Raw genomic sequence first — 21,951 nt, 5'->3', positions numbered from 1 at the left:
CGCGGCAAAGAAAAACGGCGCCCCTGGGCGCCGTTTTTCATTCGCGGATGCTTGCCAGGCCGGAGAGGAGGCCAGCCTGGGTCCCGGCGTTCGCCGGGGGCGATGGTCAGTTCAGCGCGCGCCCACGATGGAGGACGCATCGGCCGAGGCATCGTTGTCCACGGCGTCCTTGCCCGATGCCGGCGCCTTCTGCGCACTGCCCGGAATCGACTCGACGCCCACGTTCGAGGACGGACTGACGATCATCACGTACTCGCTGGAACCATCGGGCCAGACCATCTTGAACGTGCTGCCCGGCGGCAGGGTCGAGAACGGTGCGCCGCTGCTGGCGCGATAGACCGCCGCCACCTGGGCTGCGCCGGACATGCGCACGTCCTCATCGGCGTCGACCGTGGTCACCGCCACCTGGGACAGGTGCCGGTACTCGTCGCCAAGCACGTCAATCACCACGCCAGCCGCCGACACCGAATAGGTGGCGAACAGCAGCACCCAGAAGTACCGGCGCGCCTTGTCGCCGAATCCAAGCTTCATCATTGTCCTTTCCTCTTCTCGCGCATTAGCGAGTCGACCATTGCATTGACCACATCGACGCCTTGGCGCGGAATCGCGGCGTCGTATACGAAACTGGTGAAATCCTGGGACGGGTCTGTCGAACAGATCCCGCCGTTGGCGCAGTAAGACGTCATCAACGAGCTCTGCGGCCCGCAGTCGAGGCCGAGCCTGCATGCCGCCAGCTGCCAGGCCAGTTCGGAGAACTGGGTTCCGGCGACCTGGTCGGTCATCGACACACGACCGCTGGAGGCAATTCCCATGCCCGGCGACAGCGCCGAATAGGCATCGGGATCCTTTGATTCCTGTACGCGCTCGACCAGGTCGCGTGCGTAGTCCTCGCCTTGCTTGACCGGTTTGCCGGTGGCAAGCAGCGAAGCCTCGGCGGCCAGGCTGCCCGCTTCGGCCGCTTCGGTGCGCTTGACCACGATCATGCGCGGCGAAAGGTCGTCCTGCGGCACGAACCGCGAGCAACGGTGACTGACACGTTCGCGCGCCGCGGCCATTGCCGGTGATCCGCGCATCGCCATCTCGCGGATGACCTGGGTGTCGCGCGCATACGCGGCCGGCGCCATGGCATACCCGGAGCAGTAGTCGTAGACGCGACTGACCATCCACTTCGCGTCGGCGTCGCCCTGGCGCACTGCCGGCTCGAGGGATTGCATGTACGCAAAGAGGTCGTCGCTGCGTTCAAACTCGACGCGGATCTGCGGCACGTGCCTGGCAACGGGCGCCACCGAGATCGCCTGCGAAGGTGGCATGTCGCCGCCAATGGACTGTTCCGCGATCGCCGCATCCACCGCGCCCAGTTGCAGGATGCCGCTTGCGCCTGCATCGGAACGGTTGTTGCGAACCCATGCCGCACCCGCCACGAACAGGATCGAAAGCGCAACCAGCACGACCGAGACGCGCGCACGCGTGCTCGATCCCGCATGGGGTCGCGCTCTGAATCCTGTTTCCAGCGTGTCGGACATCCGCATACAGCCGGTTTCGGCGAATAAGGCGGCCATTCTAGGGCATGAGGCCGCCGCCACAGCGTGCGGTCTGACTGAACGGGCCGGCCCGGACGGGGCGTGCCGCCGCCGCAAGGCACGACCCGCTCGCTTTACGCCGACCGCCCCACCCCGCAACATGGCCGCCCCCTTGTCCCTGCGCGGTCCGTCGCGCCCGCCGCCATGCCTTACCTCGAACTCACCGTGCCCTGTACCGAAGTCCAGCAGCCGCGCTACGAGCGCGCGCTGGAGAACGTCGGCGCCCTCGCGGTCACCCTCGCCGACGCCCACGCCGACGCCCCGGACGAGCAGGCGATCTTCGAGCCGGGTGTCGGCCAGACCCCGCTGTGGCACGAGTTGACGCTGACGGCCCTGTTCGAAGGCGGCACGCCGCAGGAACTGCTGCTGTACGCCCTGAGCGCCGCCGACGAAGACCTGGACTGGTCCCGCGCCAGTTTCCGCGACGTCGCCGACCAGGATTGGGAACGGGCCTGGATGGACCAGTACGAACCGCTGCAGTTCGGCACGCGCACCTGGATCGTGCCGTGGAACCATGACCTGCCCGCAGGCGCCGACGCCGCCGATGCGGCGGTCGTCCGCCTCGACCCGGGCCTGGCCTTCGGCTCGGGCACGCACCCGACCACCGCGCTGTGCCTGCAGTGGCTGGACCAGCTCGCCAGCGAAGGCACCCTTGCCGGCGCCCGTGTCCTCGACTTCGGCTGCGGGTCGGGCATCCTGGCCCTGGCCGCGCTCAAGCTTGGCGCCGCGCAGGCCATCGGCGTCGACAACGACCCCCAGGCCCTGATTGCCACTGCCGACAACGCCGAGCGCAACGGGGTGGGTGAGCGACTGCAGGCCTGGATGCCCGACCAGGAGCCCGCCGCGACCTATCCGGTCGTGGTCGCCAACATCCTCGCCTCGGCCCTGGTGGCGCTGGCCGACACCCTGGCGGCGCGGGTCGCGCCCGGTGGCCGCATCGCCATGTCGGGGATCCTTGCTGGCCAGGAGGACGAGGTGATCGCGCGCTACTCAGCCGATTTCGACTCGCTGCAGGCCGATCGACTCGAAGACTGGATCCGCGTCACAGGCGTACGTCGCCGCTGACCGCGTCGACGTGCTTGAATACGACCGGGGATTCACCGAATCGAACTACGGGCACGAGCATGGCCAACGGCCGGGCGATGCCTGCCGGTCCGTTGCCCTCGCCTCACTGCCACCCCGCTCCAACCCGACTCACGCGGCTTCAACCCGACTCACACCATGTTCGTCCCGTGCCCTCATTGCGGATTCCTGGTTGCGCTGATCGCCACACGCGATCGCGCATCGCAGCGGTGCCCGCGTTGTGAGGGCATGGTCGAGTCTGCCGACGTGATCGGCGACGAAGAGATCGCGGCAGAAGATGCACCCGCCGTCGAACAACGTGCCGATGACGCAAGCGCCGTTACTGCGGTAACGGAAGCAACGCCACCGGCATCTACCGAACCGCTGCAAGCCGACGCAGTCGTCGAGCAAGCGGCAGCCGACGCGCCTGCAGCCGACACGACCGAAGGCGCACACGCTAACGAAGGCGACGCGACGCCGACGTTTGAACAGGCCATCGAGGCCGCCGCGATCCGTCCGGCCGCGCCCCGGCGGCAACGCCGTGGTGCGCGTCCGCGTCGCAAGGGTGAACCCAGTTTCGCCAGTCGCGATCGCGCTACCGATAACGCACGCCTGCACTGGCGCTGGTACGCGGGGCTGGCCGGGCTGGTGCTGCTGCTGGGCTTGCAACTGATGCTCGCGCAGCGCCGCGAGCTGGCCGCCGATGCACGCTGGCGCCCCTATGTTTCAGCGCTGTGCACCGTCGCCGGCTGCGACTTGCCGCCCTGGCATGAACCTGCGGCGTTCACGATGATCCAGCGCAACGTGCGGGCCAAACCCGGCAGTACTGGCGTGCTCGCCGTGGAAGCGAGTTTCCGCAACGACGCGCACTGGCCGCAGCCGTGGCCGACGCTGCTGCTCGGCCTGTCCGATGTCGACGGCCGGTTGGCCGGACAGCGCGCGTTCACCCCTGGCGAGTACCGTCCCGACCAAAAGGCCACCGACGTGTTGCTGCCCGGACAGAGCGCGACCGTGACGCTGGAGGTGATCGAACCGGCGCCGCGAATTGTCGCGTTTACCTTCGACTTCCGATGAAGGGCGAGCCATCACATTGTCGCCTGCGACGGGCCCGCGCTAGACTCCGCTTCCCGTCGGATCCCCTGCCCGGACCGATGGCACCGCCACAGCACCTGCAAAACACCGAAGCAACGCGTACACCCTGGGGATCATGTTGAACGCAGCCGCCGACCGAACCGACTCCGCACGTAGCGCACCGCGCGTACCGTTGCGCGATCATGTCGCGACGTCGATCCGCCGCTTCCTCGGCGACCTTGACGGCAGCGAGACCGAGAACCTCTACGAGATCGCATTGCGCGAGCTCGAGATCCCGCTTTTCATCGAAGTGCTGCAGCACTGCGACGGCAACCAGAGCCGCGCCGCGTCGATGCTCGGCATCCACCGCGCCACGCTACGCAAGAAGCTGCGCGAGTACGGCCTCGACTGACCTGCGCAGGCCGCTGCGGCCGCTACACCGGCCGCTGCGGCGGTGACCGACCCGGTCCCGGTATAATTCCCGGCTCCCGTCGCCGTCCCCCTCCCCACATGACTTCCGAGCGTTTGCCCGCCTCGCCGGTGAAGATCCGCCGCGCGCTGCTGTCCGTGTCCGACAAGACCGGCCTGATCGAACTTGCCCAGGCGCTGGCCGCCCACGGCGTGGAGCTGCTGTCCACCGGCGGCACCGCCAAGGCCATCCGCGAGGCCGGACTGGCAGTCAAGGACGTTTCGGACGTCACCGGCTTCCCGGAAATGATGGACGGCCGGGTCAAGACCCTGCACCCGCTGGTGCATGGCGGTCTGCTCGGTCGCGCCGGCACGGATGACGCGGTGATGGCCGAGCACGGCATCGGCGCGATCGACCTGCTGGTGCTGAACCTGTATCCGTTCGAGAAAGTCTCGGCGGACCCGGCCAGCACCATGGAAGACATCGTCGAGAACATCGACATCGGCGGCCCGGCGATGCTGCGTTCGGCGGCAAAGAATTTCGCCCGCGTCGCCATTGCCACCGATCCGGCGCAATACGCCGGAATCATCAGCGAACTGCAGGGCAACGACGGCGCACTCGCCGCGGCCACGCGCTTCTCCCTGTCGGTGGCCGCGTTCAACCGCGTCGCCCAGTACGACGCCTGCATCAGCGACTACCTTTCGGCATTGCAGGCCGATGGCAGCCGCGCGCTGTTCCCGGCGCAGCAGAACAGCAACTTCGTCAAGGTCATGGACCTGCGCTACGGCGAGAACCCGCACCAGCACGGCGCGTTCTACCGCGACCTGTATCCGGTGCCGGGCACGCTGGCGACGTTCACCCAGCTGCAGGGCAAGGAACTGAGCTTCAACAACCTCGCCGATGCCGACGCCGCGTGGGAATGCGTGCGCCAGTTCGAGCACCCGGCCTGCGTGATCGTCAAGCACGCCAATCCCTGCGGCGTGGCCCAGGGCGTCGCCTGCGGCGATGCCTATGAGCTGGCTTACGCGACCGATCCGACGTCCGCCTTCGGCGGCATCATCGCCTTCAATCGCACGCTCGACGCAGCCACCGCCAAGGCCATCCTCGATCGCCAGTTCGTCGAGGTGCTGATCGCCCCGGACTACGAGGACGGCGCGCTCGACTACGCCCGCAAGAAGGCCAACGTGCGCGTCCTGCGCATTCCGCACGGCGAGGGCCGCAACAATTTCGACATCAAGCGCGTCGGCTCGGGCCTGCTGATGCAGACCAGCGACATCCGCGAGGTCGGCCGCGACGAACTCAAGGTCGTCAGCAAGCTGGTGCCGACCGCGGCGCAGTTCGACGACCTGCTGTTCGCCTGGCGCATCGCCAAGTTCGTCAAGTCCAACGCGATTGTCTACGCGAAGGACCATCGCAGCATCGGCATCGGCGCCGGCCAGATGAGCCGCGTGGTCAGCGCGAAGATCGCCGCGCTCAAGGCCGAGGAAGCCGGGCTGGTCGTGCCCGGCTCGGTGATGGCGTCGGATGCGTTCTTCCCGTTCCGCGACGGCATCGATGCCGCAGCCGCGGCCGGCATCAAGGCCGTGATCCAGCCAGGTGGCTCGATGCGCGACGGTGAAGTCATCGCCGCCGCCGATGAGCACGGCATCGCCATGGTCTTTACCGGCGTGCGCCATTTCCGCCACTGATCGCTGACTACGGACGGCGCCCGCGGCGGAAGCGGTACTCCATGATCCCGGCGCAAGCCGGGATCATGCGTTGCGGCGTCCTGACCGCGTCGTAACCGCCGCTGCGGCACACTCCGCCGAAACAACCAGGCGCAAAGTGCCATGTGGATAAGAACCGAAACGCAGGCCGACCACACGGCCATCAACCAGGTCATCGCCGCGGCCTTCGCCGACCAGGAGGGCTCGGGCCGGACTGAACAGCGCATCGTCGAAGCCCTGCGCGCGGACGATGCCCTGAGCCTGTCGCTGGTGGCCGACATCGACGGTCGCATCGCCGGCCATGTGGCGTTCTCGCCAGTGCGTATCGGTAACGGCAGCGAGCGCTGGTACGGCCTGGGCCCGGTGTCGGTGACGCCGGCGGACCAGCACCACGGTGTCGGCGGCGCGCTCATCCGTGCCGGCCTGAGCGAACTGGCGGAGCGCGGGGCGCGGGGCTGCGTCGTGCTGGGAGAGCCGGAGTATTACCAGCGCTTCGGATTCCGCAACGTGCCGGGCCTGCGCTTTGGCGATGTGCCGGCGGAGTACTTCCAGGCACTGGCGTTCGGTGATGGCGTCGCCGAAGGTGAAGTCACGTACCACGCCAGCTTCACCGCGTCATAAAGGGTCCCGGGCCGATCAGGCCGATTGCGGACGACTACAACGTTCTGATCCATTACAGGACCCCATCCGTCCCGTAAAATCCGCAGTCCCGCGCCGCGGCACACCAGGAGCACGCATGAAAGTCCTCGTAATCGGTTCTGGTGGTCGCGAGCACGCGCTGGCATGGAAACTGGCGCAGTCGCCGCGCATCGATGAAGTACTGGTCGCGCCGGGCAACGCCGGCACGGCGGCCGAGCTGAAATGCCGCAACGTCGATGTCGCCACAACCGACATCGACGGCCTGCTTGCCCTGGTCGACAGCGAAGGCGTGGCGGTGACCGTGGTCGGCCCGGAAGGCCCGCTGGTGGCCGGCGTGGTCGACCGCTTCCGCGCCGCCGGCAAGCGCATCTTCGGACCGAGCGCGCAGGCTGCGCAGCTGGAAGGCAGCAAGGCGTATGCCAAGCACTTCCTCGCCCGCCACGGCATCCCGACCGCGCACTACGCGGTGTTCACCGAAGCCGACGCCGCGCTCGACTACATTCAAGACCATGCTCAGAAGAACGGGGGCGCACCGATCGTCATCAAGGCCGACGGCCTGGCCGCCGGCAAGGGCGTGATCGTGGCGATGACCCTGGCCGAGGCCGAAGCCGCCATCACCGACATGCTGTCGGACTACGCCTTCGGCGCCGCCGGTGCACGCGTGGTGATCGAGGAGTTCCTCGACGGCGAGGAAGCCAGCTTCATTTCGATGGTCGATGGCACCACGGCCCTGCCCATGGCGACCAGCCAGGACCACAAGCGCGTCGGCGACCGCGACACCGGCCCCAACACCGGCGGCATGGGTGCGTACTCGCCGGCACCGGTGGTCACCCCCGAAGTGCACGCACGCATCATGCGCGAGGTGGTCGAGCCGACCGTTCGCGGCATGGCCAGCGACGGCGTGCCGTTCACCGGCTTCCTGTATGCCGGCCTGATGATCGACAAGTCCGGCGCACCGAAGGTGATCGAGTTCAACGTGCGCTTCGGCGATCCGGAAACGCAGGCGATCATGCTGCGCCTGGAGTCGGACCTGCTCGACCTGGTCGAGGCCGCGATCGACGAACGCCTGCACGAAGTCTCGGCGAAGTGGGATCCACGCCCGTCGCTGGGCGTGGTGATGGCGGCCGAAGGCTATCCCGGCACGCCGCGCGTCGGCGACGTGATCGGTGCATGGGACACGCCCGACCTGGACGACACCAAGGTCTTCCACGCCGGCACGAAGATCGAAGGCGAGCACGTCGTCACCTCCGGCGGCCGCGTGCTGTGCGTATGCGCACTCGGCGACACCGTGCTCGACGCGCAGCGTCGCGCCTACGCCGAGATCGCCGGCATCTCCTGGCACGGCGAGTTCCATCGCCACGACATCGGCTGGCGCGCGATCGAGCGCGAGACGGCCGATTGCGAGCCGGCGTGAGCCTCGGCGCGGACGCGGTTAAGGACAGGTGTCACTCAACAGTTGTGGATGTTGAGTGACCAACCACAGCCGCGTATGCGCCAATAACTTATCCGCCTCTTCCAAGCACGAGGCCAACGCCGCTTCCGTGACCGGGTCGCCTACGTAATCACTGAGATTGCGCACTTTGCGGAGCCCATCCAGCACGATGATCGTTGCCGTTGCCACGCCCATCGTCAGACCCAGTGACTGGATTGCGGTCTGATGGTGTCCCGGCTGGCTGGTGGCGGTGCGATAACCATTTGCCCACAAGCCCAGCATCGCGCACTGCATCACGCACTTGTAAGCAGCGTCGAACCGGTTGTCTTCGCCAATCACGGTGACGCGCGAGTCGGCCAGGTTGCGCTGCGCCGCATCCAGCAATCTGCGGATGGCGGCGGCGTCAGTCGTGTGCGCCTGAAGGCGCTTGATCGTCAGCAAGTTCTGCAAGGTCATCCTTGTCTCCTGTCAGAAACAGTTTGGGCTTGTCCATTAGTTCACGAACGAATGCATCGCCACTTTGCACGCGTGCCCGGAATTCGCCTGCTGCGTAAAGGACCGGGTTGATCTCACGCAGCAGGGATTGCTGCGCTGGATGCAGTGCCTGCACAAGATCGGCGAAAGCCGCTTCGCCCACGACCAGCAGGTCGATATCGCTGCCTGGGGACTGCGTGCCGCGCGCCATGGAGCCAAAGATCAGCGCGACACGAATCTTTGGCGCCAACTGTACGAGCGCCTCCCGCAACACCGGCACCACGCCGTGTGTCTTGCGGAACATCGCTGCCAGATCTTCGAACAGTGGGTCGCCGCGGTCGGCCTGATAGCGCACCTGGTTGCCCTGTTCGGTGCGCAGGATCAACCCGGCGCCAGTCAGTTTGTCCATCTCCCTGGCCAAGGTGCCGGCATGACTGCCAGTCAGGCGCGCCAGTTCGCGCAGATGGAAACTGTGCTCCGGCTGCAGCAACAGCTGAGCCAGTACCCGTTGCCGGGCGGCACCAAACAGCAGATCCATGGATGACTTGTTGCTCATTAGGCGACGAATGTAGCCTAATGAGCAACATATGCACAAGTCAGCGAAGACAGCCCGCTGGATGAGCCTAATAGTGGATCGCAGTGCGTAACCCGGCAGAGTCCATCTGCGGAGGCGATGGCAAGCTCACCGCAGTGCCCGCCGCGATCCGTTGAGCCGTCCACAGTGCCACCAGTGCATCCAGGACATCGTCTGTGGCTGCCAGGCGACGAGGGCAGCCAGCGACCAGCGCCTGCACCCGCTCGGAACCGAAATCTCTGCCAAGCAGCGCCATTCTTGTCGCCGCGCCGCCCGCGGACTTCTTGCGCTCGGCCAGTCCGATGCCACCGTTGAGCGCAGCGAATGACACCTCGGGATGGATCTCGTACACACGCGCCTGGAGTTCAGCGTCGGCCGTCAGCAGGGCATCTTTGTTTCGCATCCATTGGATGCCTCCGCTTCCAGGACATTGTCACAAGCTGGCGCGTAGCGAGCTTAGACCCGTTGGCGGATCCGAGGGTGAACTCAACCCGCCGCCTCTTCCGGAGGCGGCTGCAGGCTCGCCGCGACTTCTTCCAGGTCGGAGATCGCCGCTTCCAGCGCATCGTGGAACTCGGCCTGGCGCGACATCAGGTCCTCGATGGCCTGCGCCTTCTTGAGCTTGGACAGCTCGCCATCGAACAGCAGCCACTGTGTCGTCAGCAGTTCGACGTTGTTCTTGGAGTAATGGCGCATCTCCTTGAGCTGCAGCACGGTGTCGTTCACGTGCTCGAGCGGGGTCTTGGTGTCCGCGGTCATGACGCCTCCTTCTGCAAGGGTGTCCGCCGCAGGGTAGGCGGGGGAAGCTGGCTGGGAGCGGAACGGGCGCCTTTGCGTGACCTTCACATCCTTCGACTTCGCGGCTGCGCAGCCACGCTCAGGACGAACGCAGCCGCCTTTTGCTAGTCTCGCGCAAATCGCAATCGGGCCTCCCCAGCGCATGGCGCACAACCAGTTCGAGCTGCTGCGGCAGCGCCGCTTCCTGCCCTTCTTCGCGACGCAGGCGTTTGGTGCCTTCAACGACAACGTCTACCGCCAGGCCATCATCGGCCTGTTGTTCTTCCTGGGCATCAGCCCGGAGCAGCGCACGCTCTACACCAACCTCGCGCCGGCGTTGTTCATCCTGCCGTACTTCCTGTTCTCGGCCACCGCCGGGCAGATCGCCGAGAAGCTGGAGAAGTCGCGGCTGATCCGCATCACGACCTCGATGGAAATCGTGATCATGTCGCTGGCCGCGGTCGGCTTCCTCACCCAGAACATGGTCGTGCTGCTGGTCGCGCTGTTCTGCACTGGCCTGCAGTCGACACTGTTCGGGCCGGTGAAGTATTCGATCCTGCCGTCGGTGCTCAAGCCCGAGGAACTCACCGGCGGCAACGGCCTGGTCGAGATGGGCACGTCGATCTCGATCCTCGCCGGCATGATCTTCGGCGGCCTGATCTTCGCCGTGGCCGGTGCACACGGGCCGATCGTGGCGGCCACTTCCATCATCCTGCTGGCGGTGGCCGGCAACCTGGTCAGTCGGGCGATCCCACGCGCCGAAGCCGGTGCGCCGGACCTGAAGATCAACTGGAATCCGATCCCCGAGTCGGTCGCGATCCTGCGCATGGCCCGCAAGCAGCCGGCGGTGCGCAACGCGATCCTCGGCGTGTCCTGGTTCTGGTTCGTCGGCACCGTGCTGACCTCGCAGCTGCCGACCTACGCCGAGGTCAACCTTGGCGGCAGCGGCACGCTGTACATCTTCGCCCTGGCGCTGTTCTCGATCGGCACCGGCGTCGGCTCGATCCTGTGCGAGAAGCTGTCGGCACGCACGGTCGAGATTGGCCTGGTGCCGATGGGCGCGTTCGGCATCAGCGCCTTCATGATCGACCTGTATTTCGCCCGCAGCGGCATCGCGCCGGCGCAAGTGTCCACCGTGGGCGCCTTCATAGCGCAGCCTGGCAGCTGGCGAATCGTCATCGACCTGGTCGGCATCGGACTGTTCGCCGGCTTCTTCGTCGTCCCCTTGTTCGCACTGATCCAGAGCCGCACGCCGCGCGACGAAGTCTCGCGCGTCATAGCCGGCATGAACATCCAGAACGCGGTCTTCATCGTCTTGGCCGCCGGGCTCGGCATCGCGGTGCAGCGCCTGTTGGGCTGGTCGATCCCGCAGGTGTTCCTGGCACTGGCAATCGCCAATGTCGTGGTCGCGGTCTACATCTTCACGATCGTGCCCGAGTTCCTGATGCGTTTCCTCAGCTGGGTGCTCGTGCGCGGCCTCTACCGGCTGCGCGTGCACGGCGTGGAGAAGCACGTGCCCGACGAAGGCGCGGCGCTGATCGTGTGCAACCACGTCAGCTACATGGACGCGCTGATCCTGGCCGCGAGCATCCCGCGGCCGGTGCGCTTCGTCATGTACTACAAGATCTTCAACATCCCGGTGATGAGCTGGATCTTCCGCACCGCCAAGGCCATTCCGATCGCCGGCGCCAAGGAGGATCCGGAACTGATGCAGCGCGCGTTCGACGAGATCGATGCGGCGCTGGCAGAGGGCGAGATCGTCGGCATCTTCCCGGAAGGCGGGCTGACCCGCGATGGCGCGATCGCGCCGTTCAAGTCCGGCGTCGAGCGCATCCTCGAGCGACGCCCGGTGCCGGTGGTGCCGATGGCCCTGCGCAACATGTGGACGAGCATGTGGAGTCGCCGCGATGGACGCCTGGGCCGCATGCGGGTACCGCGCCGGTTCCGCGCGCCGGTGGAGGTGATCGCCGAGGCTCCCATCGACGGTGCCGTGGCCGATGCGCCCATGCTGGAGGCGCGGGTGCGCGAGCTGCGCGGCGACGCGGCCTGAGCCATTCAGCCCGCAGGGCCGTGTCACCACGCCACAACGACAGGTGACTGCCTAGCATCGGCCCTGACCACGCTCGCAGGGCTGTGAATGAGCACGCTGCCACCGCCCCAGGCGCCGCCCGCGCTTCCCAGTCACCTTCCGTGGGCGATCGGAATCACGATCGCCTCGATGCTGGTCTTCTGCATCCTCGGCACGATCTCGGGCATCGTCGCGATCGTTTATGGCGCGCAGGTCAATCGCAGGCTCAATGCAGGCGACGACGCCGGTGCCAGCGAAGCCTCAAGCAGCGCGAAGGTGTGGTGCTGGATCACCACGGCCCTGATCATCCTGGGTTTGTGCGTGGTCGCGCTGTTCTTCTACAGCGGCGGCTGGGCGAAGTACCAGCAGATCATGGAAGAGCTCGAGCGCATCCAGTTGCACGGATGACGGCGCACGCCAGCGGCGGACTGCAGCAGGCTCAGCTGACCCAGCCCGCGATCACGAACAGCGCCAGCACCGCCAGCCAGACCAGCAGGCTGCGCCAGACCAGGCTCATCGCGTCGCGCAGTTCCGGCAGTTCGGCCGACCACGCCGGCGGTAGTGCCGGCAATGCCGGCACGCCGCCCTCGCCCACTTCGACGCTGCCGCCGTTGTCGCTCCTGCCGTCATGGCCGTTGTAGTCCTCGGCCTCGTCGGCAAGCTCGCACTTCACGCTGGCGCGCGCCACCGCGCCGAGGAACGGCCGGTCGAGATCGAACGATGCACCGCCCGCCTCGCGCCATGCGCCGAGCACGGTGTCGAAATTGCCGACCAGCGCCAGCGACAGCGTCATCAGCTGCGCCACCGGCCAGTCGAGCAGGGCCAGCAGCTTGCGCGCACCCAGGCGCGTCTCGACAGGCAGCTCGGCCGATGCTTCGCCTTGCGCCGCCAGTACCGTGAAGCGGTACAGCAGCGCGCCAACCGGCCCGAGCAGGAGGAACCAGAACAACACGCCGAACCAGCGCTGCTGGGCGTTGCGGAATACCGCTTCGATCAGCGATGCACCGTCCAGCGTGGTCGGCATTTCGCCTTCCGGCCACAGTCGCGCGGCGGCGGCGCGGCGCGAAACCGGATCGCCTGCGCCGGCAATCGCTTCCACGTCCAGGTCGAGGTCGCGCGGCCCCCATGCGTAGAACAGCACGGCAATGGCGAACGCCAGGCCGGCCAGGCCCCAAAGCGGTTCGTGCAGGGCCAGCTGGAACAGGCCGACCGCGAGCAGCGGCGGCACCAGCGCGATCACCAGGCCCCAGCGCCCGCGCCAGAATTCGTTGGTCGACAGGCGCGCATCGAGCCAGCGCAGCCAGTTGCGATACCAGCTGTAGTCGCGCACCGAGGCCGCCAGCGACTGCGCCAGATGGCCGAGCACGAGCGCTACGACTACGGCGATCAGGGTTGCGGACATTGATCGGGCTCTCCAGGCATCGCGACAGCGGCTAACCGGTCGATTCTAGGATCATCCGCCAATGGCTGTCATGGTCGAGGCAGCGGTCACCTTTTCGGGCTTCGTGACGCTAGCAACACAGTGGAGTCAACGTGCCGGAGTGGTCTGGCCGGCCTGCAACCACTGCTCGATCAACCATCGCGAGATCGAGATGCCGGGCGACAGCACCGCACCCTGGCCATCGTCGCGGTCACTGCCCCACTCGCCGCGGGCACGCGCCGCGAGCACTTCCTCGCGCGTGAACCAGCGCGCTTCCTCGAGCTCGTCGCCGACCTGCGGCTCGTCGCTTTCGGCCTGCGCACTGAAGCCGAGCATCAACGCGCCCGGGAAGGGCCATGGCTGCGACGCCAGATAGCGGCACGTGCGCACGCGCACGCCGGTTTCCTCGAGCACTTCGCGCGCCACGGTCTGCTCGAGCGATTCACCCGGTTCGACGAATCCGGCGAGCACCGAGTAGCGCCGTGCCGGCCAGGACTTCTGCCGGCCGAGCAACAATCGCTCGCCGTCACTGACCGCTACGATCACGGCCGGATCGGTACGCGGGTAATGTTCGGCACCGCACTGCTCGCAGCGGCCTTGCCAGCCTGCGCGTGACAGCGCGACCACGCCACCGCATACGCCGCAATGACGATGGCGGCTGCGCCAATGCTGCAGCGCGCGCGCCTGGGCGAAAACGCTGGCTTCGAAACCGGGCCACAGCCCGGCGGCGCTGCGAAGGTCGACCCGGCGCGGCGCCACGAACGACGTCAATGCGCCTTCCAGTGCGAACCAGGCACCGCCTTGCGCATCCAGGCCAAGGAATACGGCTGCACCGATGCCACCGGGGCCTTCGCTGATCTGTTCGCCGTAGGGCGCGAGCAAGTGGCCGTCGTCGTCGGCATAGGCATCGCCACGTTCGTCGAGCACCACCACGCGCGCGCGCGGCCACGACGCCTTCAACGCAGCGGGGTCGTCGCGCAGGCGGTCGGCGCGGTCGAGGGCGGCGCGGCAGGCGGCATCGACGCCCGCCTCGACGAAGGCGAAAGGTGCCGGTTCGATACTCACACCGCGAACGACGAGCCGCAGCCGCAGGTGGTCTTGGCGTTCGGATTGCGGATCACGAACTGCGCGCCATGCAGGCTTTCGGTGTAGTCGACCTGCGCGCCCATCAGGTACTGCAGGCTCAGCGGGTCGACCAGCAGGGTGACGCCGTCGGTCTGCACGGCCAGGTCATCCTCGCCCTGCTGCTCGTCGAATTCGAAGCCGTACTGGAACCCCGAACAACCGCCGCCCTGGATGTAGACGCGCAGCTTGAGGGCCGCGTTGCCTTCTTCGGCGATCAGTTCGCGGACCTTGCTGGCGGCCGCGGAAGTGAACTGCAGCGGGCGATCGAGCGACTGGTAATCCGGCGTCGCGAGCATGGGGATGAACGTTTCCATGCGATCAGGATGGGGGGCGCGGCGGTCGCGTTCAAGCCTTGCGGGCGGTTGGATGCGTTCCGCACGCGTATCGGAGGGCCTGGCCGTTACTCCGCCGCGGTCGCCGGGGCGATGTCGCGGATGGCTTCTGCCCAGGTGAACGACTGCTCGATCGCGGCGCCGGACTTCGGCGCCAGGCGCACGCTCACCCGCACCGGGGTGAAGTCCGCGGGCAGGAACACATCGCCTTCGACCTGCTGGAAGTACTTGAACGAGTACGGCACGCCGGTCGCGCCCGGCTGCTGGCGCAGCTCGCCCCAGGCCAGCTTCTGCAGCTTGCCGGCGCGCGTGCCCTCGATGGTGAGGCTCAGCTCGCCGGTGCTGACCGCGCCGCGATTGAGGTTCTGGGTCAGGGTGGTGGTGAAATGCCAGGCGGTGTCGTTCTGCGGTTGCAGGCGCAGGGCATGCACCGCCAGGCCCCGACGCTGCGCGGTGCTGCCGACAAGGCGTTCGTAGAAGGCGACGTCGGCCCGCAATGCGGCGACCTCTTCATCGCGCTCGGCCAGCGTGCTCTGCAGGTCGCGATTGGCCTCGCGGCTGATCTGGTCGGAACGGGTCAGGGTCGAGACGCGCTGCTGCAACTGGTCGATCTGCGCCTGCTGGCCGCGCGCGGCCCGCTGGCTGGTTTCCAGCAGCACGCGCGGATCTCCCGGGTCGGGCGAAAGCACCCGCCACAGGCCCCAGCCGCCGAATACGAGTGCCAGGATCAGGGCGAGGCCAGCAATGGTCACCCAGCGCGTCTGCACCTGCATGACCGGCCACGCCGGCGCCGCCCCGGCTGCGGCAGCCTCGGCGGGTTCACCGGGCTCGGTGGCCTGGGGAGCCTGGGGATCTTGTGGAGCCTCGGGAACGGGTTGGGTCATGCCGGTCGCCACGGAAATGTTCCGGCGACCAGCCTACCGCGCCTGACTGTGACGGTCAGCCCAAAGCGGCGTGGGCGTCCAGATGGCCTTCAGCCATGGCACGGGCCTCGGCGTGGGCCTCGGCATGGATCAGTCGACCGGTCAGGACCGATCCGGCCAGCATCTCGACGACCTGGTAATGGACGTTGCCCTGGACGCGGGCCTTGGCCGCCAGCTCGACGCGCTCGCTGGCATACACATCGCCGCTGAGCTGCCCGTTGATCACTACCACCGGCGCGCGCACTTCGCCTTCGATACTGCCCTGCTCGGCCAGCGTCAGCGTTGCCTTCTGCCCTTCCTGGGCGATCACCGTGCCGATGATGCGGCCTTCGACATACAGACCGCCGCTGAAATGCAGGTCACCGCGGATCACCACCTGCGGCCCGATCAGGGTGTCGACCTGGCCAACTTGCGCGGCCGTCTTGTTCTTGAACATCAGTCAGTGCTTCCGGTTGTTGGCCCGCGCCTGCGGACCGTTGCTGCTATGTGGATTTGCTGGACCGGGATTCAGAGGCTGGCAATGGTGCCGCCATGGCTCCAGCCCAGGCTCTGTTCGATGGCGACGTCGCCGTTGTGCAGCGATACCCGCACCCGCTGCGGGGTGAAGCCGGCCGGCAACATGACGCTGCCGCCGAGCTGCTGGAAGTAGCGGAACGAGTAGTCCTGCGCCGGCCAGTCGTTGCGCTGGTGCAGTTCGTTCCAGCCAATCGAGGTCAGCTTGCCGTCGCGGACGCCTTCGACGTTGAAGCGCAGTTGGCCGCGGCTGATCGCGCCCTTGTTGAGGTTCTGCGTCAGCACGATCTGGTAGCGCCAGGTGCCGCCGGTCTCCGGCGTGAACTGCGCCGAATGCACGCTCAGCCCCTTGGCCTGCCCCGTGGCACCGACCAGGCGTTCGTAGAAGGCGATGTTGGAGCGCAGGTCGGAAATCTCTTCCTCGCGCTCGGCCAGCTCGCTTTGCACCTGCTTGTTGGCAACGCGGCTGATCTGGTCCGAACGCGCCAGAGTCGCTTCGCGCTGCTCCAGCGTCTCGGCCTTGTCGCGCCAGTGGTCGAGCTGCACGCGGGCGGCGTCGAGCTGGGCCGACAACTCCGGCAGGCGCGGCGCGGCACGGCGTTCGGCGCCCAGCCAGGCAACGGTCAACGAGGCCAGCCACGCCACGACCAGCACGCTGACGATCAGCCCGCGCCGGTCAGGGCGCTGCTGGACGATGGTGAAGCGCGGCGGTGGCGCCTTGCGCGGCGGCTTGTTCATCAGCATGCGTGCCGATGGCCTGCGCCACCGGATCCCCTGCCCCTATACTCGGACCACAGTCTAGCGAGGTAAAAGCCGTGACGGATGCGCACCTGTTCGCAATTGGTGTAGTCCTGGCCTGGCTCGCCGGCATCCGGGTCTACCTGACCGTGTTCGGTGTCGGTCTGGCCGGCTTTTTCGGCTGGCTCGACCTGCCACAGGCCCTCGAAGTCACTGCCTCGCCCTGGGTGCTGGGGGTGTCGGGCGTATTGGCGGCAGCGGAGTTCTTCGCCGACAAGATCCCCGGCGTCGATTCGGGGTGGGACCTGCTGCATACCCTGCTGCGCGTCCCCGCCGGCGCGTTCCTGGCGGCAGCGACGCTCTCCCCCGACGGCCAGCTCGGGGCTGGCGCACTGGCTGCGGGCGCGGGAGTGGCACTGACAAGCCACGTGCTCAAGGGCGGTTCGCGCGCCCTGCTCAATACCTCGCCCGAACCGGTCAGCAACTGGACCGCGTCGATCACCGAGGACGTTGCCACCGTCGGAGGACTGGCCCTGGTATTCGCCCATCCCTGGATTGCCCTGTCGCTGGTCGTCCTGGTCAGCGTGGTGCTGGCACTGCTGCTGTGGTGGGTGTGGCGGACGCTGTTCCGCCGTGCGCCACGGCCCGGTCCAGTGTGAAGGTTGCATCCGGCAAAGCTACCGGACATCGCCGCCGCTCTACATAGGACTGTTCTCAAAGCAGACGCTTCTTGAAGGGGCTGCACAACGAAAAACGCCGCCGGAATTCCGGCGGCGTTCGACTGTCTGGGAGGGATGCGGCGCGTGCCGCCCGACTCACTCCTCGATCTTGGTCAGCAGGTAGTTCTGCTCGCCCAGGCGCTCGATCAGCGACAGCTGGGTTTCGATCCAGTCAACGTGTTCTTCTTCCGAATCGAGGATGTCGGCGAAGAGCTTGCGGCTGACGTAGTCGCCCACCGTCTCGCAATACTTGATCGCCTCGCGCAGCATCGGCAGGGCCTCGAGCTCGAGCGCGAGGTCGCAGGCAAGTACTTCGCGCGGGTTCTCCCCGATGCGCAGCTTGCCCAGTGCCTGGAAGTTCGGCAGGCCGTCGAGGAAGAGGATGCGCTCGGACAACTTGTCCGCGTGCTTCATCTCGTCGATTGACTCGTGGTACTCGTGGTCGGCGAGTTCCTTCAGGCCCCAGTTCTTCAGCATCTTGGCGTGCAGGAAGTACTGGTTGATCGCGGTCAGCTCGTTGTAGAGCGCCTTGTTGAGGTATTCGATGACCTTGGCGTCGCCCTTCATGGCCCGGCTCCTTGTGCGTGCAATGGCCGGACTCTACCCCGTTCACGAAAAACGTGACGGAACGCGAATCGAGTGCATCCGCGAGCAGGAATCAGTGGCGATTGAAGGTACGGGCCGTGGCCCGCGGGCCGTTTCAGGCGGCCTGCTGCATCACTGCGAAGGGCAGTTCGCGAACGGCTCGGGCCGCTTCGAGCATGGAGCTCGCCATTTCCAGGCAACTGCCGCAGTTGGCGCCAGCGCCGGTACGCATGGTCAGTTCGGTCACGCTGCTGCAGCCCGCGTCGGCGGCCTGGCGGATGTCGTGATCGGTAACCCCATTGCAGATGCAGACGTACACGGCGGTTTGGTACTGGCTGACAGCCGGATCGGCTGCGGGAACCATTCCGCCACGAATGAGAATGATTGTCAATAAATACGGGCAGTGATTTTCATTAACGCGAGCCCTGCCCCGGTTCAGCTCCGCCGGGACCCCGCCAGCGCGGCCTCTGGCGGTTGCGGGGCTGGCTGCGGGGGTCGTGGCAATGGAACTCCGGGCCAGGCGCCGGCACGGCCTGGGGGCCGGCCACCTGGCGGGCAACCGGGGCCAGGTGGTTAAGGGCACGGGCGTAGACCCCGCGCTTGAACATCACCACATGGGCCACGGGGTACCAGAAGTCGACCCAGCGCCAATTATCGAATTCGGGCTTGTCGGTCAGGTCCAGGCGAAGGTCAGACTCCTGGCCGGTCAGGCGCAGGAGGAACCAGACCTGCTTCTGGCCGATGCAGACCAGGCGGTCGTGGCGGCGGATCGCCCGCTGCGGCAGCCGGTAGCGCAGCCAGCCGGGGGTCGCGCCCAGGACCTCGACGTGCTCGGGGAGCAGGCCGGTTTCTTCGCGCAACTCGCGATACATGGCCTCCAGCGGCGTCTCGTCGCTGTTCATCCCGCCCTGCGGGAACTGCCAGCCGTCGCGATGCACTCGTCGCGCCCAGAACAGGCGTCCGTCGGGGTGCATCAGTACAATGCCGACATTGGGTCGGTAGCCGTCCGGATCGATCACGATGCGGACTCCTGAATTCACTGTGTCCGACTCTGCCATGCCGTACGCCGTGACGACAAGGTCTGCAAAGCCGGCGGCTCGGGGAAACTCGTCAAAAGACGATTGACGCGGACCCCCTCGGCATGAATAATTCGCGGTTCACCGCGTGGCTATGTAGCTCAGCCGGTTAGAGCACAGCACTCATAATGCTGGGGTCGGTGGTTCGAGTCCACCCATAGCCACCATTCGGTATCCAGGAAACCCCGCCTCGCGCGGGGTTTTTTGTTTTCACTATCCTGCCTTGCGTGCTCGGGCGTGGCGCGACCGGTAGACGACATACGACAGCGCCGCCGCGGTCGTCAGCGTCGCCGGAACCAGCAGCGCGGCGTAGCCGATCGCACGGAACACCATCGCGCCGACGACGCCTCCGCAGAGGAACCCGGAGATGACGAGCACGCACAGGCGCAGCCTGCGTGCATCGACGGCCAGCCCGCGCAGGACATGTCCGAGGGAGATGCCCAGGTCGGTGAACATGCCCGAGACATGCGTCGTGCGCACGACCGAGCCGCTGTAGGTGCTGACCAGCGCGTTCTGCAGTCCACATGCGGTTGCCGCGGCATACATGCCAAGCGCGCTGCGGTGTCCGAGCAGATGCACCGCGGCGAACAGCAGGCACGACTCGATCAGCAGCGCGACGCCATACCTGCGCCCGAGCTTGAGCGCGCTGTCCTGCACGATGAACCCGCTCAGTGCGCAGCCCAGCACGAACGCCAGGATCATGACGCCGAAATGGACCGCGCCTCGCGGATCGCCATCGGCAATGGCGGCGCCGAGCAGGGACGTGGTGCCCGTCAGGTGCGTGATCGCCTGGTGCCCGAAGCCGAGCAGGCCGACGACGTTGATGATTCCGGCGATGAACGACAGCACCCACGCACCTGTCCACACCCACCCGGGCAGCCTGGTAATCACGATCGGTTTCGCCCCTATTCGTTGATTGCAGACAACGACTGGACCCCGTCCCCTGGTCGCCTGCGACGCAACCATGGATGGCCGCGGCGCACTTGCCGCGGCGCTGTTTCGCCGCAGCCGATGCCGCGTCATGCCATCACGGCCTTTTCACGCTTCGCGGGCAGAAATGTACCAGCAATGATTCATTCGCCTGAGTAGGCGCGCAAGGAAAGTTCACCGCCGACGTGAGCCGTCTGCTCGAGCAGCAATGGCGTGCGCAGGCGCGGCAACCCAGCAGCTGCGCACTCACCAAAGGACGACGGAATGACGGCCCCACGACACCACACCCGCCCGGCGACTCCAGGCAATGCGCTGGGGGTGGCGACAGCATTTTCGCTTTGCGCGGCGCCCGTCGTGGCCAAGGTCCCGTGACCGTACCGGTGCCCGCGCGCCCCCGCTGCGCAGGCACGCACGAAGGCGGCCCGTGGCCGTCCCATTCCAGGAGAACGACATGCGTCACCCCGCGTTGATCACAGGTCTGTGCCTGGCGCTCTCCGCGCCGTTGGCCATGGCCGCCGCTCCGCCCAAGGCAAGCGCGCCGGCGGCCGCATCAGCTGCTGCGCCGGCAGTGGAGCCCGAGGCCGTTGCCGCGCTGGAGAAGATGGGCAAGTACCTGCGCTCATTGAAAGACTTCACCGTGCATGCCGACACCACCATCGAACTGGTGATGGAGGATGGGCAGAAGCTTCAGTTCCCGGGCACCCTTGACTACAAGGTGCGCGCACCCGACAAGCTGCAGCTCGACCTGCACAGCGATCGCAAGGAACGCCGGATGTTCTACGACGGCAAGTCGCTGACCGTCTACGGTCCGAAGGCGAAGTACTACGCCACCGTCGATGCGCCGCCGACGATCCGCGAGCTGCTCGGCACGGTCGAATCGACATACGGCATCGAGATGCCCCTGGCCGACCTGTTCCTGTGGGGCACCGACCAGGCACCGGCATCGGCACTGAAGTCGGCGACGCGGGTCGGCCCGGCCCGCATCGACGGCACGATCACCGACCAGTACGCCTTCCGCCAGGAAGGCGTCGACTGGCAGGTCTGGATCGAGGCAGGCCCCAAGCCGCTGCCGCGCCGCCTGGTCATCACCACCACCGATGACCCGGCGCAGCCGCAGTACGCCTCCACGTTGACCTGGAATACCGCGGCCGGGCTCAAGGACAGCGCCTTCACCTTCACTCCACCCAAGGACTCGCACCGGATCCAGATGGTCGCGGTGGACGTGGTCGCCGTAGAGGAGAAGTCGCCATGAGCATCCGCAATCTCACCTTGCTCGGTTTCGGCCTGGGGCTGTTTGCAGGTACCACCGCGCTGATGTCGGTCAGCTTCGACGTCGACGCCGGCCCGCACGCCCGTGGCGGTGCGCGCACCAGCGTCAACCATGCTTCGGCGCCGCGCGGCGGCGGTGGCGGCGGCGCACGCGCGGCGAACGTGAACCGTTCCGGCAATGCCAACGTCAACCGCAACACCAACGTCAATCGCAATACCAACATCAACCGCGACGTGAACATCCACAACGACATCGACATCGATGTCGACAACGGCTGGAACCACGGCTGGGACGATCACCCGATCGCCACCGCCGCGGCCGTCACCGGCGCGGTGGCACTCACCGCCGCGGCGATCGGTTCGATCGTCTACTCGGTGCCGCCCAGCTGCGTGACCACGGTGGTCAATGGCGTTGCCTACCAGCAATGCGGGAGCACCTGGTACCAACCGCAGTACGCAGGCACCACGGTGCAGTACGTCGTCGTCAATCCGCCCGGCTGAACCGGGCGGCAATCCATCCGGCGCGGCT

General features: G+C 66.9%; 27 protein-coding genes and 1 tRNA gene. 12 read left to right on the top strand and 16 right to left on the bottom strand.

All coding sequences use genetic code 11. The features are described 5' to 3' along the window. Window positions 1-111 precede the first annotated feature (111 nt). The gene (locus AC3A3Q_RS10880; protein ID WP_487586269.1) at window positions 112-534 is read right to left on the bottom strand and encodes a hypothetical protein; all 423 of its coding nucleotides are present in this window, start codon (window positions 532-534) and stop codon (window positions 112-114) included. Then, window positions 531-1,448 (bottom strand): hypothetical protein, encoded by a 918-nt coding sequence (locus AC3A3Q_RS10875; protein WP_487586268.1) that lies wholly within the window; start codon window positions 1,446-1,448, stop codon window positions 531-533. The genes AC3A3Q_RS10880 and AC3A3Q_RS10875 overlap by 4 nt, the downstream gene beginning before the upstream one ends. 276 nt (window positions 1,449-1,724) lie before the next feature. Here AC3A3Q_RS10875 and prmA point away from each other — a divergent pair, with 276 nt between their 5' ends. The 6 genes from prmA to purD all read left to right on the top strand — a co-directional run bounded on the left by prmA (window position 1,725) and on the right by purD (window position 7,881). Beyond that, a complete protein-coding gene (gene prmA, locus AC3A3Q_RS10870; RefSeq protein WP_487586267.1) occupies window positions 1,725-2,645 on the top strand; it encodes a 50S ribosomal protein L11 methyltransferase in 921 nt (306 codons plus the stop codon). 246 nt (window positions 2,646-2,891) lie between these two features. Further along, window positions 2,892-3,716 carry a DUF3426 domain-containing protein gene (locus AC3A3Q_RS10865; protein ID WP_487586266.1) on the top strand — a complete coding sequence of 275 codons (825 nt, stop codon included), beginning with the start codon at window positions 2,892-2,894 and terminating at the stop codon, window positions 3,714-3,716. Window positions 3,717-3,852: 136 nt separating this feature from the next. After that, entirely contained in the window at window positions 3,853-4,125 is a 273-nt protein-coding gene (fis, locus tag AC3A3Q_RS10860) for a DNA-binding transcriptional regulator Fis (protein ID WP_158732267.1), read from the top strand. Between the two features lie 98 nt (window positions 4,126-4,223). Continuing rightward, the gene (gene purH / locus AC3A3Q_RS10855; RefSeq protein ID WP_487586265.1) at window positions 4,224-5,810 is read left to right on the top strand and encodes a bifunctional phosphoribosylaminoimidazolecarboxamide formyltransferase/IMP cyclohydrolase; all 1,587 of its coding nucleotides are present in this window, start codon (window positions 4,224-4,226) and stop codon (window positions 5,808-5,810) included. A gap of 141 nt (window positions 5,811-5,951) precedes the next feature. Next, the gene (locus AC3A3Q_RS10850; RefSeq protein ID WP_487586264.1) at window positions 5,952-6,449 is read left to right on the top strand and encodes a GNAT family N-acetyltransferase; all 498 of its coding nucleotides are present in this window, start codon (window positions 5,952-5,954) and stop codon (window positions 6,447-6,449) included. 115 nt (window positions 6,450-6,564) lie between these two features. Next, window positions 6,565-7,881, top strand: coding sequence for a phosphoribosylamine--glycine ligase (gene purD, locus AC3A3Q_RS10845; RefSeq protein ID WP_487586263.1), 1,317 nt, complete (start codon window positions 6,565-6,567; stop codon window positions 7,879-7,881). 18 nt (window positions 7,882-7,899) lie between these two features. Here purD and AC3A3Q_RS10840 read toward each other — a convergent pair whose 3' ends face one another. The 4 genes from AC3A3Q_RS10840 to AC3A3Q_RS10825 form a co-directional block, all read right to left on the bottom strand. Continuing rightward, a complete protein-coding gene (locus AC3A3Q_RS10840) occupies window positions 7,900-8,355 on the bottom strand; it encodes a DNA-binding protein (protein WP_487586262.1) in 456 nt (151 codons plus the stop codon). Then, window positions 8,303-8,911: a nucleotidyltransferase domain-containing protein gene (locus AC3A3Q_RS10835; protein WP_487586261.1), complete on the bottom strand. Its 609-nt coding sequence runs from the start codon at window positions 8,909-8,911 to the stop codon at window positions 8,303-8,305. The genes AC3A3Q_RS10840 and AC3A3Q_RS10835 overlap by 53 nt, the downstream gene beginning before the upstream one ends. 85 nt (window positions 8,912-8,996) lie before the next feature. Continuing rightward, entirely contained in the window at window positions 8,997-9,350 is a 354-nt protein-coding gene (locus AC3A3Q_RS10830; protein WP_487586260.1) for a DUF429 domain-containing protein, read from the bottom strand. Window positions 9,351-9,433: 83 nt separating this feature from the next. Further along, window positions 9,434-9,706: a hypothetical protein gene (locus tag AC3A3Q_RS10825; protein ID WP_487586259.1), complete on the bottom strand. Its 273-nt coding sequence runs from the start codon at window positions 9,704-9,706 to the stop codon at window positions 9,434-9,436. Window positions 9,707-9,887: 181 nt separating this feature from the next. On the opposite strand from AC3A3Q_RS10825, the gene AC3A3Q_RS10820 reads away from it, so the two are divergent. Continuing rightward, complete coding sequence (locus AC3A3Q_RS10820) at window positions 9,888-11,774, top strand: MFS transporter (protein ID WP_487586258.1); 1,887 nt, start codon at window positions 9,888-9,890, stop codon at window positions 11,772-11,774. An 87-nt stretch (window positions 11,775-11,861) separates the two neighbouring features. After that, on the top strand, window positions 11,862-12,200 hold the full coding sequence (locus AC3A3Q_RS10815) for a CD225/dispanin family protein (protein ID WP_487586257.1): 339 nt from the start codon (window positions 11,862-11,864) through the stop codon (window positions 12,198-12,200). A gap of 31 nt (window positions 12,201-12,231) precedes the next feature. On the opposite strand, the gene AC3A3Q_RS10810 is transcribed toward AC3A3Q_RS10815, so the two are convergent. The 6 genes from AC3A3Q_RS10810 to AC3A3Q_RS10785 all read right to left on the bottom strand — a co-directional run bounded on the left by AC3A3Q_RS10810 (window position 12,232) and on the right by AC3A3Q_RS10785 (window position 16,843). After that, window positions 12,232-13,194 (bottom strand): hypothetical protein, encoded by a 963-nt coding sequence (locus AC3A3Q_RS10810; protein WP_487586256.1) that lies wholly within the window; start codon window positions 13,192-13,194, stop codon window positions 12,232-12,234. Between the two features lie 126 nt (window positions 13,195-13,320). Beyond that, the gene (gene nudC / locus AC3A3Q_RS10805) at window positions 13,321-14,271 is read right to left on the bottom strand and encodes an NAD(+) diphosphatase (protein ID WP_487586342.1); all 951 of its coding nucleotides are present in this window, start codon (window positions 14,269-14,271) and stop codon (window positions 13,321-13,323) included. Window positions 14,272-14,273: 2 nt separating this feature from the next. Further along, window positions 14,274-14,651, bottom strand: coding sequence for an iron-sulfur cluster insertion protein ErpA (gene erpA / locus AC3A3Q_RS10800; RefSeq protein ID WP_487586255.1), 378 nt, complete (start codon window positions 14,649-14,651; stop codon window positions 14,274-14,276). An 86-nt stretch (window positions 14,652-14,737) separates the two neighbouring features. Further along, window positions 14,738-15,553, bottom strand: a complete 816-nt coding sequence (locus tag AC3A3Q_RS10795) for a DUF6776 family protein (protein ID WP_487586254.1) — start codon at window positions 15,551-15,553, stop codon at window positions 14,738-14,740. A 55-nt stretch (window positions 15,554-15,608) separates the two neighbouring features. Next, window positions 15,609-16,028 carry a bactofilin family protein gene (locus AC3A3Q_RS10790; RefSeq protein WP_487586253.1) on the bottom strand — a complete coding sequence of 140 codons (420 nt, stop codon included), beginning with the start codon at window positions 16,026-16,028 and terminating at the stop codon, window positions 15,609-15,611. Between the two features lie 71 nt (window positions 16,029-16,099). Beyond that, window positions 16,100-16,843 carry a DUF6776 family protein gene (locus AC3A3Q_RS10785; RefSeq protein ID WP_487586252.1) on the bottom strand — a complete coding sequence of 248 codons (744 nt, stop codon included), beginning with the start codon at window positions 16,841-16,843 and terminating at the stop codon, window positions 16,100-16,102. A gap of 77 nt (window positions 16,844-16,920) precedes the next feature. Here AC3A3Q_RS10785 and AC3A3Q_RS10780 point away from each other — a divergent pair, with 77 nt between their 5' ends. Further along, window positions 16,921-17,502, top strand: a complete 582-nt coding sequence (locus tag AC3A3Q_RS10780) for a DUF4126 domain-containing protein (protein ID WP_487586251.1) — start codon at window positions 16,921-16,923, stop codon at window positions 17,500-17,502. Between the two features lie 156 nt (window positions 17,503-17,658). On the opposite strand, the gene bfr is transcribed toward AC3A3Q_RS10780, so the two are convergent. The 3 genes from bfr to AC3A3Q_RS10765 all read right to left on the bottom strand — a co-directional run bounded on the left by bfr (window position 17,659) and on the right by AC3A3Q_RS10765 (window position 19,166). After that, the gene (gene bfr / locus AC3A3Q_RS10775) at window positions 17,659-18,129 is read right to left on the bottom strand and encodes a bacterioferritin (RefSeq protein ID WP_158732279.1); all 471 of its coding nucleotides are present in this window, start codon (window positions 18,127-18,129) and stop codon (window positions 17,659-17,661) included. Window positions 18,130-18,262: 133 nt separating this feature from the next. Next, window positions 18,263-18,466, bottom strand: a complete 204-nt coding sequence (locus AC3A3Q_RS10770) for a (2Fe-2S)-binding protein (RefSeq protein ID WP_487586341.1) — start codon at window positions 18,464-18,466, stop codon at window positions 18,263-18,265. 94 nt (window positions 18,467-18,560) lie between these two features. Beyond that, window positions 18,561-19,166 (bottom strand): RNA pyrophosphohydrolase, encoded by a 606-nt coding sequence (locus tag AC3A3Q_RS10765; RefSeq protein WP_487582437.1) that lies wholly within the window; start codon window positions 19,164-19,166, stop codon window positions 18,561-18,563. A gap of 147 nt (window positions 19,167-19,313) precedes the next feature. On the opposite strand from AC3A3Q_RS10765, the gene AC3A3Q_RS10760 reads away from it, so the two are divergent. Continuing rightward, a tRNA-Met gene (locus AC3A3Q_RS10760) sits at window positions 19,314-19,390 on the top strand. Between the two features lie 46 nt (window positions 19,391-19,436). On the opposite strand, the gene AC3A3Q_RS10755 is transcribed toward AC3A3Q_RS10760, so the two are convergent. Next, on the bottom strand, window positions 19,437-20,114 hold the full coding sequence (locus AC3A3Q_RS10755; protein WP_487586250.1) for a YoaK family protein: 678 nt from the start codon (window positions 20,112-20,114) through the stop codon (window positions 19,437-19,439). A gap of 490 nt (window positions 20,115-20,604) precedes the next feature. Here AC3A3Q_RS10755 and AC3A3Q_RS10750 point away from each other — a divergent pair, with 490 nt between their 5' ends. Next, window positions 20,605-21,405 carry a DUF2092 domain-containing protein gene (locus AC3A3Q_RS10750; RefSeq protein ID WP_487586249.1) on the top strand — a complete coding sequence of 267 codons (801 nt, stop codon included), beginning with the start codon at window positions 20,605-20,607 and terminating at the stop codon, window positions 21,403-21,405. Continuing rightward, window positions 21,402-21,923, top strand: a complete 522-nt coding sequence (locus tag AC3A3Q_RS10745) for a hypothetical protein (protein WP_487586248.1) — start codon at window positions 21,402-21,404, stop codon at window positions 21,921-21,923. Before AC3A3Q_RS10750 ends, AC3A3Q_RS10745 begins: the two co-directional genes overlap by 4 nt. Window positions 21,924-21,951 lie beyond the last annotated feature (28 nt).

Source organism: Lysobacter sp. Soil_C_59 (assembly GCF_057656415.1).
Note: the sequence above shows the minus strand (reverse complement) of the source record. Positions and strands in the feature narration are given on the sequence as shown.